Origin of the sequence: Sphingobium olei (assembly GCF_042678845.1) — a bacterium.
Lineage (GTDB): Bacteria > Pseudomonadota > Alphaproteobacteria > Sphingomonadales > Sphingomonadaceae > Sphingobium > Sphingobium olei.
Genome location: NZ_JBHTLS010000124.1, coordinates 59,995 through 77,328, shown reverse-complemented (window position 1 = coordinate 77,328; position 17,334 = coordinate 59,995). Strand labels below are relative to the sequence as shown.

General features: G+C 64.7%; 12 protein-coding genes. 11 read left to right on the top strand and 1 reads right to left on the bottom strand.

The window, feature by feature from the left end; all coding sequences use genetic code 11:
* Positions 1-24 precede the first annotated feature (24 nt).
* Positions 25-945 (bottom strand): nucleotidyltransferase and HEPN domain-containing protein, encoded by a 921-nt coding sequence (locus ACFQ24_RS11240; protein WP_096341780.1) that lies wholly within the window; start codon positions 943-945, stop codon positions 25-27.
* A 618-nt stretch (positions 946-1,563) separates the two neighbouring features.
* Here ACFQ24_RS11240 and ACFQ24_RS11235 point away from each other — a divergent pair.
* The 11 genes from ACFQ24_RS11235 (at position 1,564) to dpdH (ending at position 17,316) form a co-directional block, all read left to right on the top strand.
* The gene (locus ACFQ24_RS11235) at positions 1,564-2,202 is read left to right on the top strand and encodes a hypothetical protein (RefSeq protein ID WP_380911224.1); all 639 of its coding nucleotides are present in this window, start codon (positions 1,564-1,566) and stop codon (positions 2,200-2,202) included.
* Positions 2,199-3,320, top strand: coding sequence for a DGQHR domain-containing protein DpdB (gene dbpB, locus ACFQ24_RS11230; protein ID WP_096341778.1), 1,122 nt, complete (start codon positions 2,199-2,201; stop codon positions 3,318-3,320). Before ACFQ24_RS11235 ends, dbpB (ACFQ24_RS11230) begins: the two co-directional genes overlap by 4 nt.
* The gene (gene dpdA / locus ACFQ24_RS11225; protein ID WP_096341777.1) at positions 3,317-4,648 is read left to right on the top strand and encodes a tRNA-guanine transglycosylase DpdA; all 1,332 of its coding nucleotides are present in this window, start codon (positions 3,317-3,319) and stop codon (positions 4,646-4,648) included. Before dbpB (ACFQ24_RS11230) ends, dpdA begins: the two co-directional genes overlap by 4 nt.
* Positions 4,593-5,699, top strand: coding sequence for a DGQHR domain-containing protein DpdB (gene dbpB, locus ACFQ24_RS11220; RefSeq protein ID WP_380911222.1), 1,107 nt, complete (start codon positions 4,593-4,595; stop codon positions 5,697-5,699). Before dpdA ends, dbpB (ACFQ24_RS11220) begins: the two co-directional genes overlap by 56 nt.
* On the top strand, positions 5,696-6,328 hold the full coding sequence (gene queE / locus ACFQ24_RS11215) for a 7-carboxy-7-deazaguanine synthase (protein ID WP_380911220.1): 633 nt from the start codon (positions 5,696-5,698) through the stop codon (positions 6,326-6,328). Before dbpB (ACFQ24_RS11220) ends, queE begins: the two co-directional genes overlap by 4 nt.
* Positions 6,328-6,702, top strand: a complete 375-nt coding sequence (locus ACFQ24_RS11210; protein WP_096341774.1) for a 6-pyruvoyl trahydropterin synthase family protein — start codon at positions 6,328-6,330, stop codon at positions 6,700-6,702. The genes queE and ACFQ24_RS11210 overlap by 1 nt, the downstream gene beginning before the upstream one ends.
* The gene (gene queC / locus ACFQ24_RS11205; RefSeq protein WP_096341773.1) at positions 6,699-7,409 is read left to right on the top strand and encodes a 7-cyano-7-deazaguanine synthase QueC; all 711 of its coding nucleotides are present in this window, start codon (positions 6,699-6,701) and stop codon (positions 7,407-7,409) included. The genes ACFQ24_RS11210 and queC overlap by 4 nt, the downstream gene beginning before the upstream one ends.
* Before the next feature lie 61 nt (positions 7,410-7,470).
* On the top strand, positions 7,471-10,716 hold the full coding sequence (gene dpdE, locus ACFQ24_RS11200; protein WP_096341772.1) for a protein DpdE: 3,246 nt from the start codon (positions 7,471-7,473) through the stop codon (positions 10,714-10,716).
* A complete protein-coding gene (gene dpdF, locus ACFQ24_RS11195) occupies positions 10,716-13,301 on the top strand; it encodes a protein DpdF (protein ID WP_096341771.1) in 2,586 nt (861 codons plus the stop codon). The genes dpdE and dpdF overlap by 1 nt, the downstream gene beginning before the upstream one ends.
* Positions 13,298-14,200: a protein DpdG gene (dpdG, locus tag ACFQ24_RS11190; RefSeq protein WP_096341770.1), complete on the top strand. Its 903-nt coding sequence runs from the start codon at positions 13,298-13,300 to the stop codon at positions 14,198-14,200. The genes dpdF and dpdG overlap by 4 nt, the downstream gene beginning before the upstream one ends.
* Complete coding sequence (gene dpdH / locus ACFQ24_RS11185; RefSeq protein ID WP_096341769.1) at positions 14,200-17,316, top strand: protein DpdH; 3,117 nt, start codon at positions 14,200-14,202, stop codon at positions 17,314-17,316. The genes dpdG and dpdH overlap by 1 nt, the downstream gene beginning before the upstream one ends.
* Positions 17,317-17,334: the final 18 nt, after the last annotated feature.

The following is a 17,334-nucleotide window of genomic DNA, read 5'->3' as shown; positions in this document are numbered from 1 at the left end:
CGGCTGGAAAACCGTCCGTGGCGGCTACAGGCCGGCGACGCTCCGCAGGTGATCGAGCCGCTCGCGCGATACCTGCTCGATGATGTCGCGGAGCTGGCGCACGGAGCCGAGGATTGCGTTCAGTTCCTCGACGGTGATCTCATAGGCGGTGGAGTAGCGCGCCTCGACATAGGCGCGCTTCAGTAGCTGGAAGCGTCGCCGGTCGATCCTGCGCTCGCGCGGCCACGCTTCGATCAGACGCGGTTCGCTGTCCTCGGCGAGCGAGCGCAGGAATTTGATGTTGTGTGAGCGCGGGAAATAGAGCGTTCGCACCAGCAGGAAGCAGATGTAGGCCCGCTCCACTGCTTGGTGCAGCGTAAAGGCGGCATCCTTTCGCCATCCAAGGTCGTCCGCCCCTTTTTGGACTTGGTCACTGGCCGTGGATAAGGCGCGATCGATGCTCGGCAGCCACTCTCCAAAATAGCCAGCTGCCATCTGATAGGCGTCGGCCGACGTGAGCGGCATCGGCGTCGCCAGCGGATGGCATGGCAGCTCGTACAGGATGATCCCGTCGCGGGCGATATCGACCCAGAAATACTCGCCGCGTTTGAGCGACTGGTTCACCTCGTCGAGCGAATGGACGATGATGTTGACGGGGCGCGCGATCGCGGCGTCGCGCAGGATACGGTCTTCGGCCACGTACCAGTAATGCGCAATGTCGGTGAGGTCGTCGTGGTTGACGACGACGAGCAGGTCGAAATCGGACTGGTAACCGTTCTCCGGCTCGTCGACCCAATCGTTCCGGGCGTAGGAGCCGAACAGGATGATCTTGAGGATCTTGCCGTTCTTCCGGCTCTCGGTGGTCGCCCTGCCGATCGCCTCGGCGAACTCCTCCATCAGCACGCACTGGACACGCTCCAGTTCGCCCTGTTGAATCGCCGGTAGGTGATCGACATCCTTTCTCATCAAGAGGAATCTTCGGCGACCGAGTCCCGCTTGGCAAGCACAGGTTGTCGATCCAATGATTTAGGCGCTATGCCTTCCGCGTTCGGCGGCGCCGGATGGCCGTTATCGGCGCGCGTTCTCAAGCGCGGTTCTCACAACTTCCGGGGCCGTCGGACACCCGAAATTTTTGCCCTGCGCCGACAAAATGGGACGCCTGAATCCGCAAAGCATCGCGGAATCGAGCATTTAATGCGCTGATTTGATGAGCGCCTGCCGACATTAATTCTGGCTAAAACCGGCACCCAACGCTATACAAAAATTCAATCGCTCGAGGGCATTGGGGGGCCTCATTTTGTGACGCTTGTCATCACCGCCTGTACGAATCGCAAGCGCAAGCCGGTTTCCGACAGTCTCCATATGGCCGCTCTCCCGGAGGCGGACCTTCCCAATCTCGCCGACGATTGGGCGCGCCGGCTTGCCCGCGAGCGAGCGCGTTTTCGCGGCGACGAAATCTATGGGGGCCGCAGCTTCAGGGAAGCGATCGCCGCGGCTAGGTTACTCGACGCAAGGTTGATGGTTGTCTCCGCGGGGCTCGGCCTTATCGACGCGGAGGCATCGGTACCGCCTTATGCCTGCACCGTGCTGATCGGCGCGCCAGACAGCATTTCTGCCCGGATCATTGGCGAATTTGATTCCGCGGCTTGGTGGCGAAAGCTGAACCAAGCTTCGCCATTCGCCGTCGCGCTGCACGATGTCGCCTCGCGGAACGACGGTTTGATCTGCGCTGCGCTCTCAGAAGCCTATATCGATATGATCGCTGCTGATCTTCTGTCGCTGCCCCGAACCGTGCTGGCGCGATTGCGGCTCTTCACACGCGCACCAGCCGACCAAATTCCGGCGACTTTGCGCGATTTTCTCATGCCCTATGATGACAGGCTCGATGGTCCGGACAGCTCAAATCGCGGAACGCGTAGCGACTTTGCCGGCCGGGCTCTGCGCCACTTCGCCGAGGTGATTGCGGATAACGTGGATGCGCGCGACGCGCACGCGCATGCCGAAGCTGTGTCGCACGCGTTAGAGGGCTGGCGGCTGCCGACGCAGTTTGCTCGGACTCGTCATGACGATGCAGCCTTGCTCGACCTGATCCGCGCGAACTGGGACGCAGAAGGGGGAAGCTCCTCACGGCTGCTGCGCCGGTTTCGGGACGATCTCGGCATAGCATGCGAACAGGGCCGCTTTGCGCAACTGGCGCGTATCGTCCGGCGTGAACGCGCATGAACGGGCGCGAATATCTCAAGGTGCGTGCGGTGCGCGCTGAGCAGGGCTCGGGCACGAGCATATTCGCCTTTTTCCTCTACGGTGCCGACATCAATCGCGTTGCAGACATTAGCCGCATTCGTCGTGATGAGCAGGAATTGAAAGGTTTCCAGCGGCGCGAGATCCGCGACCACGTCAAGGAAATTACCGCCTTTCTTGACAGCGGCCCGGTGCTGTTCCCCAATGCGATCATCCTCGCCCTCTCGCCGGAAGTCGAATTTGCGTCGGCACGCGGGCGTTCGCCCGGCAATCTGTGCGAAGTGGGCGACGCCGGAACGCTTTCGATCCCGATCTACCCGGAGGGACGCCGGGCGGCATGGATCGTCGACGGCCAGCAGCGCTCGCTCGCGCTCAGCGCCGCCAAGGACCGGACGATCGCCGTGCCAGTGGTCGGCTTCGTATCGGATGCGCTCGAGACGCAGCGCGAGCAGTTCATCCTGGTCAACAAGGCGCGGCCGCTGCCCACACGGCTGATCAACGAGCTTCTGCCCGAAGTCAGCGTGCTCCTGCCGCGTGATCTTGCCGCCCGGCAGTTGCCGAGCGCGCTGTGCGAAGCGCTCAACACCGATCCGAACTCGCCCTTCTGTGGGCTGATCAAGCGGGAGTCGGACGCCAAGGATCGGGCCGGGATCGTCACCGACAATGCCCTCATCGAGACGATGAAGGCGAGCCTCAAGACTCCGGCGGGCGCGCTCGGCCAGTTCAAGCACAATGGCGACGGCAACGACACGGCGGCGATGTACGACGCGCTCGTGCTCTACTGGTCCGCGGTGCGCGACACCTTCCCGGAGGCATGGGGCAAGCCGCCGTCGGAAAGCCGGCTCATGCACTCGGCGGGCATCCGCGCGATGGGGGCCTTGATGGACACGATCATGCTGCGCGCCGACGCGTCGCCGGACAAGGCGGCGGCGGTGCGCGCGATGCTCGCGCGGATGGCGCCGCGCTGCTGCTGGACCGGCGGCACGTGGGAGGGCTTGGGGCTCGATTGGAACGAGATCCAGTCGACCTCGCAGCATATCACCAAACTCAGCGATCATCTGATGCATATCGAGCGCGATCTCGCGCGGGCGGCAGCATGAAATTTATCTTCGCCGACAGCCTCGATTATGTGGACCCCGCGTTCGACTTCATCGCCGATCGCAGTCCGGCGGAGCGCCAGCCCTATTGGGACGATGCCTATCCGCACGAGATATTGGGCTATGCCCCTTATGACGGGGTGCTGGTCTCGCGCGGCATTGTCGGCGACCACCGGGTGAAGGGCAAGTATACCGCGAGCCAGGCGCGCCGGTTTCGGCTGGTCGGCGCACGCAAGTTCCTGCGCCTCGACAAGCCGGAATTCGCCCATCTCGAGATATTCGGCGACTGCGGCGCTTTCACCTATGTCCAGGACGAGCGGCCGCCCTACACGCCTGCGGAAATGGCCGAATTCTACGACGAATGCGGTTTCACCCACGGCGCCTCGGTCGACCATATCATCTTCGACTTCGATGCTGGCCTTGTGGGCATGGGCGGCGGGTCGGCCGAGGCCCGGCAGCGCTTCGATATCACGCTGGAGAATGCCGAGGGTTTCCTGCGCGAAGCCAGAGCGATGGACGCGGATTTCACCCCCCTCGGCGTGGTCCAGGGCTGGTCGCCGGACAGCATGGCGGACGCGGCGCGCCGGCTCGTCGCCATGGGCTATGACTATCTCGCGCTCGGCGGCATGGTTCCGCTCAAATCGCCCGAGATCAAGCTCTGCCTGGAAGCGATCCGTCACGCGGTGCCCGCCTCGACTCGCCTCCACATCCTGGGTTTCGCCAAGGCCGACGATATCGACAGCTTCCACGGCTACGACATCTCGAGCTTCGACACGACCTCGCCGCTCATCCGTGCGTTCAAGGACGCGAAGCAGAACTATTACCTGCCCGGTGATGGGCTGGCGCTGCGCTATTTCACCTCGATCCGGGTGCCGCAGGCGATCGAGAATCCCAAGCTGCAACGAGCCGTCAAGAAGGGCATGTTCCGCGCCGAGGACCTGGTCAGGCTCGAAGCGCTGGCGCTCGGTGCGCTGCGCGCCTTCGATCGGGGCGAGGCCGAGCTCGAGGAGACCTTGCACCACGTTCTCGTCTACAGTGCGCCGCTGTTCGAGGAGAAGCCGCACGAGGACTGCAAGGACAGTCCGACACTGGCGCGGCTCGCGCAGCGCTACCGCGCGACCCTGACGGAGCGGCCCTGGAAGCAATGTTCCTGCAAGATCTGCCGGGACGCCGCGATCGATGTCATCATCTTTCGCGGCAGCAATCGCAACAAACGCCGCGGGATCCACAACCTCGCGGTCTACCAAGACCATATCGAACGACTGGATTTGAAGCGTGCTGTTGAACCAAGTGATGACCTACCTCGCCGTCTGTGCGCAGCAGAGCAGTGAGCACAAAGTGCTCAGCTTCGCGGCGAAAGCCGCGGATGTGCTGCGCTTTGCGACCATCGATCGCATCGGGCGGGACGCGCAGGGCGAGCTCAACGGATTTCAGCGCCCGCAGGTCGCGGCCCATATCCGCGAGATTCGCGACTATCTCGAAAAGCCCGACGCCGTTCTTCCCAATCCGATCGTGGTCGCCTTCACCGAAAGGGTTTCGGTGGAAGGGCTGGAAACCGGCGTCGTGCGGCTGTCGATCGACATGAGCGCGGGGGCTCCGGGGCTGGTGGTCGACGGCCAGCAGCGGCTCTCGGCCTTGGCCGATCTGGACCGCGACTTCCAAGTGTTCGTCTCGGCGTTGATCTGCCGAGATGAAGCCGAGCTGCGCCGCCAGTTCGTGCTCATCAACAACACCAAGCCGCTGCCCAAATCGCTGATCTATGAGCTGCTGCCGACGGTCGGGGATCTCCCGCCGCGGCTCAGCCGCCGCTCGACGGCATCCGACCTGACGGCGCGCCTCAACTTCGAGAACACCGCGCTCAGGGGTTATATCAAGCAGCACACATGCCCCGAGGGCATCATCGCCGATACCGTGATGCAGAAGATCATCATGGAATCGCTCAGCAACGGCGTGATGCGCGAACTCATTCGCGGTCCGAAAGGCGTGGAACGCTGCGTTCGCCTCGTGTCGAACTTCTTCGAGGCCGTGAAGAAGACCTGGCCCGAGGCCTGGCACGGCCAGAAGCCGAACTCGTCGCGGTTGCTGCATGGCGCGGGCATTCAGGCAATGGGCGATGTGATGGAAGTGCTTGCCGAGCGCGCCGGCGCACGCAGTGTGGAGGACTTCCGCGATGGCCTTGCATCCCTCAAGGACAAGACCGCCTGGACCAGCGGAGAGTGGCACCTCGAGGGCGAAGTGCGGCGGTGGAACAGCTTGCAGAACGTCAATCGCGACGTCGCGCTCTTGAAGCATTATCTGGTCGGGCTCGTGAAGGCGGACCTTCGGCGCAAGGCCAAGCTCGCCCCGGCTCCGCTGCTCGAACCGACGGCGGCCCCGTCATGAGCTACGCCGTCAAGGAGATCTTCAAGACGCTTCAGGGCGAAGGTGCGCAGATGGGCCGCGCAGCGGTGTTCTGCCGCTTTGCCGGCTGCAATCTGTGGTCGGGCCGCGAGATCGACCGGGGCCAGGCGGTATGCAGCTTCTGCGATACCGACTTCGTCGGCATCGACGGCAGCGGCGGCGGCCGTTTCGCCGATGCAGGCGCCCTAGCTGACGCGGTCGAGGCCGAATGGGGCGACAGCCGTCCGGGCCGCTATGTCGTTCTCACCGGCGGCGAGCCCTTGCTGCAGGTCGATCAATCGCTGGTCGATGCGCTCCATGCGCGCGGCTTCGAGGTCGGGATCGAGACCAACGGAACGCAGGCCGCCCCGGCGGGTCTGGATTGGGTCTGTGTCAGTCCCAAGGCCGATGCCGAACTGGTGCTGCGAGCGGGCGACGAGTTGAAGCTGGTCTATCCGCAGGAAAAGGCGGCGCCCGAGCGCTTCGAGCATCTCGCGTTCGACTATTTCTTCCTTCAGCCGATGGACTCGCCGCAAGCTGCAACCAACCTGGAGGCGGCGATCGCCTATTGCACCAACAACCCGCGCTGGCGCCTGTCGCTCCAGTCGCACAAGATGATCGGGATCCGCTGATGTTCGAACTCAGCAAGCAATTTCGATTCGACGCGGCTCACACGCTCGAACGGTCGATCGACACGGAGTCGAGTCGACGCATTCACGGACATAGCTATCGCGCCGAGGTCGCGGTGCGCGGCCGCCCCGATCCGGTCACCGGCATGATCGTCGATCTCGGTCTGCTCGAACGGTCGATGGAGGATGCGCGCGATGCGCTCGATCATCGCTTCCTCGACGAGATCAACGATCTTGGTCCCGCCACCATGGAGAATCTCAGCCGGTGGATCTGGGATCGGCTGCACCCGGTCGTGCACAATCTCCATAGGGTCAGCGTCCATCGCGACAGCAGCGGCGAAACCTGCTCCTATTGGGGCGAGGAGGCGTCGGCGTGACCCCCGACACGGGCGCGCTGGTGCTCTTCTCCGGGGGGCAGGACAGCGCCACCTGCCTGGCCTGGGCGCTCGACCGGTTCGAAACAGTCGAAACCGTCGGATTCGATTATGGCCAGCGCCACCGCGTGGAACTCGAGTGCCGCGGCGATTTCCGGGCCCGTGTCGCTGAACTCGATCCGGAATGGAGCGATCGGCTCGGTCCCGATCATATGCTCGATCTCTCGGTGCTGGGTCAGGTGAGCGAGACGGCGCTTACTCGAGAAGCGGAAATTGCACTGCGCGACGATGGGCTTCCCAACACCTTCGTGCCGGGGCGTAACCTGCTGTTCTTCACGCTCGCGGCCGCACTCGCGTCACGCCGCCAGCTTCGACATCTCGTCGGGGGCATGTGCGAGACCGATTACTCCGGATATCCGGACTGCCGCGATGACACGCTGAAGTCGCTCCAGGTCACCCTCAACCTCGGCATGGGCAGCCGCGCCGTCGTGCACACGCCGCTGATGTGGCTCGACAAGGCCCAAACATGGGCCCTGGCCGACCGGTTGGGCGGACAGCCGCTCGTCGAACTGATCCGGACGGGTACGCACACCTGCTATCGCGGCGAGCACGAAATTCTGCACGACTGGGGCTATGGCTGCGGTGGCTGCCCCGCCTGCGAGCTGCGATCAAAGGGTTGGGAAGCCTTCGCTTCAGCTGCAGACAGGTGACGATTGGGCAAATGAATCATCAACGATGATGGCATAAGAGGATCGAATAGCGGGGGAATCAGTGTTCGTTCGGTCGACCGGGGGGCAGTATGCATCGCTGGGAATTGGCAAGCAGATCGATCGAAGCGGGTCTTTCTGCGCGGTCGAGTATTTCGATTCGCCGACTTCCGAGCCGGTCGTCCATGAGATCGAACACGATCTGATCGAGCGGGTAACGCTCGCCGAGCAGACCCGCGTCTATCATTTCGACGAGGCAGCCGGCGCGTGGGAGATCGGTCGGCTGCTCGACGATCATGGCGACAGCCAGCTCATCCAGTTTCCGAATGGCAAGGCGAAGCACCTGAAGCTCGAGGCCGTGTTCGTGCGCTGGGCTCGCCCCATCGAGGATCCGACACCGTTTCTCGCCAACCGGATCAATGAGAGCCCGCGCTTCTCCGATGGACGAAGCACCTTCATCCGCTCGCAGACGCGCCAGCGGGCAGCATCGATGGGCATGTCGGCGCTCCTGGCGTCGGCAGTCGAACTCGAGGCGCACCAGATCGAGGTGGTGCGACGCATCCTTCAGGATCCGGTTCAGCGGTATCTGCTCGCGGACGAGGTCGGCCTCGGCAAGACGATCGAGGCCGGCGTGCTGATCCGTCAGTGTATCCTCGACGCGCAGCAGAGGTGCAGCATCCTCGTGATCGTGCCTGCGGCGTTGGTCGGTCAGTGGCGGAGCGAGCTTGCGGGCAAGTTCTTCCTCGAGCGCTGCCTCGATCGCAACCTCCATGTGGTCGCCCTCGACGACGACGACCGCATCCGCGCGCTCCTGCCAAAGGCGACGATGCTGGTCATCGACGAAGCGCACCATCTGACCGAGCGAAAGGCGGGCGGCGTCGGCGGGATTTACGCAGACGTCGCGGCTGCGGCCCCGGCGATCGACCGGGTCTTGCTCCTGTCGGCGACGCCAGCCCTGCACAATGAACGCGGCTTCCTCGAAATGCTGCACTTGCTCGACGCTGCCACTTATCCGCTCGGCGGCGAGGATGCGTTTCGTCGCAAGGTCGAGAGCCGCCAGGCGCTGGCGGAGATCGTCGCGGGCCTGACGCCCGAAAATGCGATGTACCTGGACTATACGATCGACCAGTTGGCGGCTCTCTTCCCCGATGATGAACTGCTGCAGGAGCATGCGAGCGACCTGCGCGGCGTCATCGACACGATGCCGGAGCCCGACGATCCTGCCCTCATCGAGGCGATCGGACGGCTTCACGCCCATTTGAGCGAAGTCTACCGGCTGCATCGCCGCATTCTGCGTCATCGACGGCGGAGTATCGGAGGGCTGACGCCCGACCGAGCCGGCGCCGAGATCGTCCGATATCGCAGCAGAGATCGTGCCGCGCTGACCGTGGCCATCGATGACTGGCGGTTCGACGAGGCCATCAAGCTCGACGCGGCAGGCTCGGAGAAACTTTGGGGCGATCGTGTGCGCGCCTTCTGGCAGGTGCTCGACCGGGCCTCGCAATATCCGAGTTCCGGCCCGGGGATGATCGGATTCCTGGCTCGCCAGGCGGCGATGATCGGCGATCCCGAACGCTTTGCGGAGATCAATCGGTGCCTGGGACGTGCCGGGCTGTTCGAAGACCGCGCGGAGGCGCTGCTCGGCGCGCTGGCGTCCCTCGTGCGCAGCCACGCACAGTGCGTGATCTTTTGCTCCGACGCCAAGACCGCGGATGCGCTCGCGAAGCGTATCCGGGATGAGTTCAGGATTACGGTCGATCGGCACGATCCACAGGACGATGCGTGGACAGCGTTCGCCGGAGCCGCCGATCACCCGGTGCTCGTCTGCGATCGCCGCGCCGAGGAAGGCCTCAACCTCCAAGGCGGGAAGAAGGTGGTCGTCCACTATGACGTGCCGCTCAATCCGAACCGGATTGAGCAGCGGCTCGGACGGGCGGACCGCTACGGATCGGGCGAGGCGGTGCGCTCGCTGGTGCTGGCCTGCGAGGACGACCCCCTGGAAATGGCCTGGGTCGGCTATCTCAATACCGCCCTCAGAGTATTCGACCGGTCGGTTGCGAGTCTTCAATATCTGATCGAGCAGACGGTGCGCGACATAGCCCGCGCGCTCTTCACCGACGGGGCCGAGGCCCTCGCCGATCTCACCGAGAGCAGCGCCGGCGAGCAGGGCCTCATCGAGCGCGAGATCAAATCGATCGACCAACAGGACGCGCTCGACGCGCTCGGCACGCCTCCGACCGACCTGGTCGATGAGCTTTCCGAACTCGATGAGGATTGGCAGTCGATCGCCAGCGATACGGCGATCTGGCTCGAGCAGACACTGCAGTTCGGCCGCGCGGACGAGGCGGGCCCGGTTGCGGCGGCGGGCATGGCGGCACCGTTCCGCTACGTCTATTCGACCTCGAACCGGCATACGCTCATTCCGTTACCTGCCTTTATGGCGCAGTGTGCGGAGGCGCTCGATCTGCGGCCCGGGCCGAGGCTCGGGCGGGCGATCCGGACCATCCCCTACACATTCCGCAGGCGCACCGCGCTCAATCGTGCGGCCCGCGTCAACGGCGTTGGTCTGCTCCGCTACGGCGACGCTTTGATCAGCGGCATGACTGCGCTCACGCAAGCCGATGATCGGGGGCGGTCTTTCGCGATGTGGCGCTTCGCGCCGGACCATGTCGGCGACCCGCTCGCAGAATTCTTCTTTCGCTTCGACTTCGTCCTGGAGGTCGATACCGCGGCGGCGGACGAGGTGCTGGCGGCCCATGAGCGCGATACGAGCGCGGCCCGGGCGGCACTCGGTCGGCGCGGCGACATGGCCCTTGCGCCCTTCTATCGCTCGATCTGGCTCGATCGCGAGCTGGCGCCGGTGAAGGATGAGGCGCTGCTCGCGCGCTTGGGTCGCCCCTATGGTGTCGAGCCGGACCGTAGCGGCGCCGTCGATCTCAATTTGAACGTCAGGCGTTGGCAGCGCCTGCTGCAAATGCAGCTGCCGGAGCTCGCCTATTGGGGAGAGCTTTGCGGAAAGGCGCGTGTGACGGCAGAGGAGGTGCTTCGTGGCGACCCCGAGCTGGTCGCGAGCCTTGGCCAGGCAGAGCAGCGCGCGGCCCGCGTCGATCAGGGGCGGCTCGGGCAATTGCGAGCCCGGGCCCGAGCCGGTGCGACCGAAGCGGAAAGCGCCGAGCTTGCATTCGAGGAGCAGCTCGCCGCCGCGGTGCGAGCCGGGATCAACGCCCCGCGTGTGCGGCTCGATACGATCGGCGCGATCTTCATATCGGCGAGCCGATCGGCGACCGACCGAATTTCGGGCGGCATCTAATGGCGGTGCATGATTTCGGCAGTCTGCAGGACATTCTGCTCGACCTCACCAAGCTTGAGGCCGAGCCGCCAGCCGCCGATGGCCTTTTCGACAGGCTGACCCAGATTCTTCTCGCGTCTCGGGCGTCGGGACGGCTGCACAGTCTACCCGACGCGATGGCGCTTTTCCGGCACGTGCTGCGCCGGCAGTCGCTGCGCGCGGGTCAGCAGGCGCAGTTGCGCGTTCCGTCTGGCGCCGGTTGGCCCAGCCGAGATGATTGGGCGGTGTTCGGCATTCGGGCGCACAGCGAAGCAAACGGACATTTCCTGGTCGAAGCGCGGCCGTGGCGCGCGGCCTGGCTCGAGGACAGCGACAATCCGGTCTTCGAGGATGTCTTCGCCGAGCGGAATGTGCGGCTCGACTGGCAGCGGCCGATCGATCCGTTTCTTGGCGAGGCGAGCGGTTTCGACACCTATGTGTCTCCAGGTCAGCGCGAAGCCGTGCGCAGCGCGTTTCTGCTGCCGCCCGGAGAGACCTTGGTGGTCGCTCTGCCGACCGGGTCGGGCAAGAGTTTCGTCGCCCAGGCTCCGGTGCTCGCGCGAGGCCTTGAAGGCGGTCTGTCGCTCTGTGTCGTGCCGACGACCGCGCTGGTGCTCGACCAGGCGCGGCAAATGAAGCAGATGCTCAAGCGCCGCTTTCCCCGCCGCGAAGTGCCCGCGCTTGCCTGGCATGCCGGTCTCGGCGCGGAGGAGCGCGCCGCGATCAAGACCGCCATCCGTGAGGGCCGCCAAGGCATTCTCTATTGTTCGCCAGAGGCGGTGACGGGCGCGCTGCTGCCCTCGCTTTACGATGCGGCGCGCGCCGGGCTGATCTCCTACCTTATCGTCGACGAAGCCCATCTGGTGAGCCAATGGGGCGATGGGTTCCGCCCCGCCTTTCAGATGCTGGCGGGCGTGCGCCGCGGATTGCTCGCGGCGTGCCCCGGCGGCCGGCGGTTCAGGACGATCCTTATGTCGGCGACCCTGACGCCCGACACGGTGGAAACGATCGACGCACTGTTCGGGCCGGCGCGCACGGTCCAGATGGTCGCCTCGGTCCATCTTCGGCCGGAACCGCAATATTGGGTGCACCGCGAAGACGATCCCGACGAGAAGGATCGGAAAGTCCTCGAACTCCTCAGCCACGCGCCGCGGCCATTCATCCTCTACGTGACCAAGCGCAGCGACGCAAAGCGATGGGTGAGATTGCTGCGCGGCAAGGGCTATGCGCGGATCGACTGCTTTCATGGCGAGACAGCCGATGCCGATCGACGTCGCATCATCGACCAATGGTCCGAAAACCGCCTCGATGGGATCGTCGCGACCTCGGCTTTCGGAGTGGGCATCGACAAGCGCGACGTTCGCACGGTCATCCATGCCGCCGTGCCCGAGACGCTCGATCGCTTCTACCAGGAAGTGGGACGCGGCGGGCGCGATGGCTGTCCGTCGACCTCGTTCCTGATCTACTCGAGCCAAGATCAGGAGACCGCGAATCAGATCGCGTCGCCGACCCTGATCAGCGACGATCTCGCGTTCGAGCGGTGGTCGACCATGTATGGTCGCAGCACGCAGCTCGACACGATCGGGCAGCTGCTCGAGGTGGATCTGGCCGTCGTGCCTCCGCGGCTGCGGCGGCAGTCTGACTACAACCAGTCCTGGAACATGCGCACGCTGATCATGATGGCGCGAGCCGGCGTGCTTGGCCTTGAATCGCAGCCTCCGGCCCGCATCGCGCAGCAAGAGGAGGAGAGCGAAGCAGCGTTCGAGCTCCGCAGCGATGAGCATTGGTCGGAATATTTCCAACGCACCGTCGTCGGCCTGGCGGAGTTGGGGCATCTCAGCCGCGAACGGTTCGTCGCGCGGATCGGTCAGGAACGGCAGCGTTCGTTCGATGCGGCGACCGAAAACCGTGAACTGCTGGACAAGCTGCTGAGCGGGTCGACCGAGGTTTCGTTGCTGCTCGACCGGCTCTATCGCAGCAACGCGCCGGGGCGCTCGGTGATCGTGTCGCGAGCGTGCGGGGGATGTCCGGTGCATCGCCGCGCGGGGACGGCTGACACCGACTATTCGGCGCCGCCCGCCTACGGGATCGAGCAGGTCGGCCGGTTCGACCTCGGCCTCTTTGCCGGCCGTTTCCCGCAGCTCGACTTGAACGAGCCGATCATCCTGGCTGTCGACGATCCGGTCGACGATGCTGCGGTCGTCGGCCTGCTGCGCGATTTCGTCGCGATGTTCGGCGTGCGCGAGATCGCGACCTCCGCGGCATTTCGCCAGCGCAATCCGGCGCTGTCGGCCTTGCACAAGCAGAGCGAGGATCATGTGCTGTTGCTGCAGACGCTCGAAGAAGAAGTGCTTCGCCCCTCGTCCTACGAGCTTCCCCGGGTGACGCTCTGGACGGACGCGACGGGTGCGACACTGCCGAAACATCTATTCATCATGAAGCGACCGCTGCATGTCATCATGGCATCGGCCTCGACGCCGGATCCATGGAACTTCGCGCGCCGCATTGCCGACACCGGTTCCAATGTGCTGGCGGTCGATCAATTCAAGCTCGGAGCGCGTCTGTGAGTATCCTCAACCAAGCCAGCGACGGGCTGTTCAACGTCCTGATCGTGCTGGTTCGCGCGCTCGTCCGCTTCGGGCCAAAGAGTCGCGAGGATCTGATCCTTGCATGTGGCGGCGCCGCCGACGCGTTCGATACCAGCCAGTTGACGAGAACGCTGAATCGCTGGACCGAACTTGGTCTGTTCGGTGAGGAAGACGGGTCCGTTATCATTGCCGAGCCGTACCGCTCTGCGCTCGGCAAGAATGCCGACGAGGCAGAAGCCCGCCTCCCGAAAGTGGCGCGGACGGTGGCGTTGCAGCCTGCAAACAACGCGCGTTTCTGGGAGAGCGAGGGCGCCAAGAGCGCGGACCTGTCGCGCGGCGTGGCCTGGATGCTCGCCCAGGACGTCTATACGCTCGATGTCAATTCAGACCGTCTGGCTGAACTGGAGGGGCGGCAGTTGGTCGATAGCGGCGCGCAGAAGATCGCCCAGAACAATACGCGCTGGAACGGCCTCAAGACCTGGATGCTGTATCTGGGGTTCGCCCGCGACGGTATGCAGTGGGTCGTCGACCCGACGCAGGCGCTGCGCGAGGCGCTCCCCGAGATATTCGGATCGAACCGGGAATTGTCCGCTCCCGCTTTCGTGGAGCGGGCGGCGGGGGTGCTGCCGGTCCTCGACGGGGGCGCCTATCGGGTCCAGGTCGAGGCCGCATTGAAGGAGAGCGCCTGGCCCCGGCTGCGTACCGGCCTCGTCTCCTCGTCGCTGTCGCGGGCGATCCAGCGCCTTGATCGTGAGGGGTTGATCACGCTTTCGAGCAGAAGCGACACCGAAGGCGTCGTGTCGCTCACCGGCAGCAATGCGCGCATCTGGCAAGACGTGTCGCATGTGGCCCTGGTGCAGACAGGAAAGGTGCGCTGATGCTCGAGAGATATTGGCCGGAGGCCGACGAGGTCAACGCGTGCATCAAGAACGAGGCCGAAACCGCGGATGTGTCGGTCCTGCTGGCGGTTCATCAGCCGGCCCCGCTCACGACGCGCAATGCCGGTACGAACATCGAGGCCCAGGCAAGCGAGCAGGAACTGCTCGATGCTTTTCTGTCCGACGACGTGCCGGGCGGATATCTGCTGTTCCCGATCACCGGCCCTTCGGGCGTCGGCAAGTCGCACATCATTCGCTGGCTCGACGCGCAGCTTCAGCGCTCGCCCAAGCGCGAGCGTCTCCACATCATCCGTATTCCCAAGAGCGCGAGCCTCCGACGCGTTGTCGAGCTCATCCTCGAACCGCTGGAAGGCGATCCGCGCTTCGAAAAGTCGCGATCGGAACTGACGCGCGCGGTCGCCGAGGTCGACAAGCGCAAGGCCGTGGTGCTGTTCCGCGCGCAGATCGAAAATGCGCTGGCGAGCCGAGCAGAGTCGCTCCTGCTGGAGGCCCGCGAACATAAGGACCGGGCAGCGGAGTTGCGACCGCTGATCGGGCATGCCCAGATGCTGCCCAAGCTGTTCGGGGACGCGGCGCTCAAGGACCATTTCGACGAGACCGTCCTCGCCCGGGTCGTAGCGCGCGCTCTGCGGGGCCGGGAGGATGGCGCGGAGGGAGACGAGACCCAATCGCAATTCTTCGCCGAGGATCTGCTTCTCCCAGACACGATCGATCTCAACGAAGCGGCGCTGCCGGTAAAGACCTACTATCAGACCCAACTCGCGGTCCAGGATGTGCGCCGCCGCCAGGCCGCGGCCGACCTGCTCAACACGATCGTGGACACCGCGATCGGCAATGTCTTCCAGCTCGAGCAGAGCACCGGTGGGATCACCTTGCAGGACATCATCCTGGGAATCCGTGAGATCCTGCTCAAGGACGATATGGACCTGGTGCTGCTCGTCGAGGATTTTGCCGCGCTGTCGGGTATTCAGGATGTGCTGCTCAAGGTCTGCGTGCAGGAAGGCACCCATGACGGCAAGAAGGTGCGCGCCACCATGCGCACGGCGCTCGCGCTCACCGATGGCTATCTCGCCTCGCGCGACACGATCCTGACGCGGGCGCAACGCGTCTGGGTGATCGGCCACCGCGAGCAGAGCGACGACGAGATCAAGGGTGCCGTGATCGAAATGGTCGGCGCCTATCTGAATGCGGCCCGCTGGGGTGAAGACGGCCTGCGCAAACGCTTCGATCGCCGCGGTGCCGACGACGGGCTCACCGGCTGGTTGCCGGCCTGGCAGGACGAAGAGCAGAGCGACGAAGAAGCCGAGGCGCTAACGGCCTTTGGCTTCTCCGCGCGCGGACATGCGCTGTTTCCGTTCAACCGTCTGGCGATCGAGCAACTCGTCCAGCGGCATCTGACAGAGGCAAACCGGCTCATCTTCAACCCGCGCCGGGTGATCAACGAGATCCTTCGCCGTCCGCTGCTCATGCGGGGCACGTTCGTCAGCGGAAATTTCCCGCCGCCTGAATTCCACGGGCTGCGCCCGAACGTGTATCTCGCGGGGCTGGTCCGGCAGGCAAGCCAGCCCGAGCCCGTCAAGCGGCGTCTGGCTTCCGCCCTGGCCGTGTGGGCCGGCAATGCGGCGGATAAGGCTGCGCTTGCCCATGTGCCGCCGGCGATCTTCTCGACCTTTTCGCTGCCGACCCCGGCCGAACTCGCCAATGTGCCGTTCGTCCCGACACCCAGTCCGCCCACCTCGCCGGCAGCGCCGGCCCTCGGAGAGACTCCGCCATCTGCGGCTCCTGCTCCTGCGTCGGCACGAGCAGAGCAGGATCCGCGTGCCGCGGACTGGTCGAAGAAGCTGGATGCTTGGGCGTCGGGCACAGAATTGGTTCAGGCTGACGCGCGCGAGCTGCGAAGCGCCTTGGCGGCGATGCTGAAGGGCGCGATCAATTGGCCGGCGCTTCGCATTCCGGATCAGGAGATCAAGGCCACCTGGCTCTCGATCGCCGGGGCGCGCAACAATCCGGTCGGCGGGCGCATCCTTGTGGTTTGCGATAGCCACGACGACGAGGACGGAACGCTGCGCGAAGGCTTTCTCGGTGCGCTGCGGTTCGGCTTCAACGGTCATCGCTGGGATTATCCTGAGGCAGATCTCGACTATGTTGCGAGCGCTGCGATCGTCGATCGTCTGGTCGCGCAGTTGGTCCCGATGCTCGTTGCGGAAGCAAATGCGCAGACAGCGGTGATCGGCCGTGCGCTGCTCAATCAATCGCGGATCGTGGGGCTGTCCCCTCCGGTGCGGCCGGCTGGCGCCGAATCGCTTCTGCGCGGGCTGTTCGCGGCGCCGCCGCAGGTTGAGACGCAAGCCTTCGAAGAAGGTTGGGATCAGCTTCGCGCCCAGGCGACAGGGTCGGTCAATGGCCGGAGCACGCGCACGATCCTGCAGGAGCTGCTGCTCGATCGCAGCGCCAGCTTCCAGGGCGCCGGGAGCAAGCCCTTCGCGGTTGACAGCCCCCGGCTGCTCGACGTGCTTGCCGGAGATCCGCCGGCGGGGCTCCCGGAAGGATTGCCGGACGAGGCGCGGACCTTCATTCCAGCCATGACCGACGCGCGCATCTGGGGAAGGCTCCAGGCGGTCATCGCCAAGCTTCGTGCCTTCCGCAGCGAGATCGCGGATTATGTCGACGAGAGCTTCGACAAGAGCGCTTTCGTTGCTGACCTGCGCGAAATCATCCCGCTGCTGCAGAAGACCAACTGCTGGCCTGCCAATGTCGCGATCAAGCTCAGCGAGTTCGAGATTCGCCTGACAGAGTTCCAGACCAGCCGCTTCGTCGAGTTGGTGGATAAGACGGCGACGATCGTCGACGAAGCGGATCGCGAGCAGATCCCCAAATTGCTCAATGCGCTTGGATCGCTCGACCTCGGATTGATCCAGCGCACCATGTCGTTTCTGACTATCGCAAACGACATCGTATCGCAGGCGGAGCCCCGCGTCACGCTGCAGGAGTCGGTTCGGGGCCAATCGGACCCCAACGCTGTTGCCGCGGAGATCACCAGCCTGCTCGAAGGCGTGAGCGGAACGCCGCACGTAGCAGCGGAGGCCGCCGTATGAGCACCTCGCTTCCTGCTC

Coding starts and splice junctions, on each gene's coding strand:
- ACFQ24_RS11240 (WP_096341780.1), bottom strand. CDS start 945: ATGAGAAAGGATGTCGATCACCTACCGGCGATTCAACAGGGCGAACTG.
- dbpB (WP_096341778.1), top strand. CDS start 2,199: ATGAACGGGCGCGAATATCTCAAGGTGCGTGCGGTGCGCGCTGAGCAG.
- dpdA (WP_096341777.1), top strand. CDS start 3,317: ATGAAATTTATCTTCGCCGACAGCCTCGATTATGTGGACCCCGCGTTC.
- queE (WP_380911220.1), top strand. CDS start 5,696: ATGAGCTACGCCGTCAAGGAGATCTTCAAGACGCTTCAGGGCGAAGGT.
- ACFQ24_RS11210 (WP_096341774.1), top strand. CDS start 6,328: ATGTTCGAACTCAGCAAGCAATTTCGATTCGACGCGGCTCACACGCTC.
- dpdF (WP_096341771.1), top strand. CDS start 10,716: ATGGCGGTGCATGATTTCGGCAGTCTGCAGGACATTCTGCTCGACCTC.
- dpdH (WP_096341769.1), top strand. CDS start 14,200: ATGCTCGAGAGATATTGGCCGGAGGCCGACGAGGTCAACGCGTGCATC.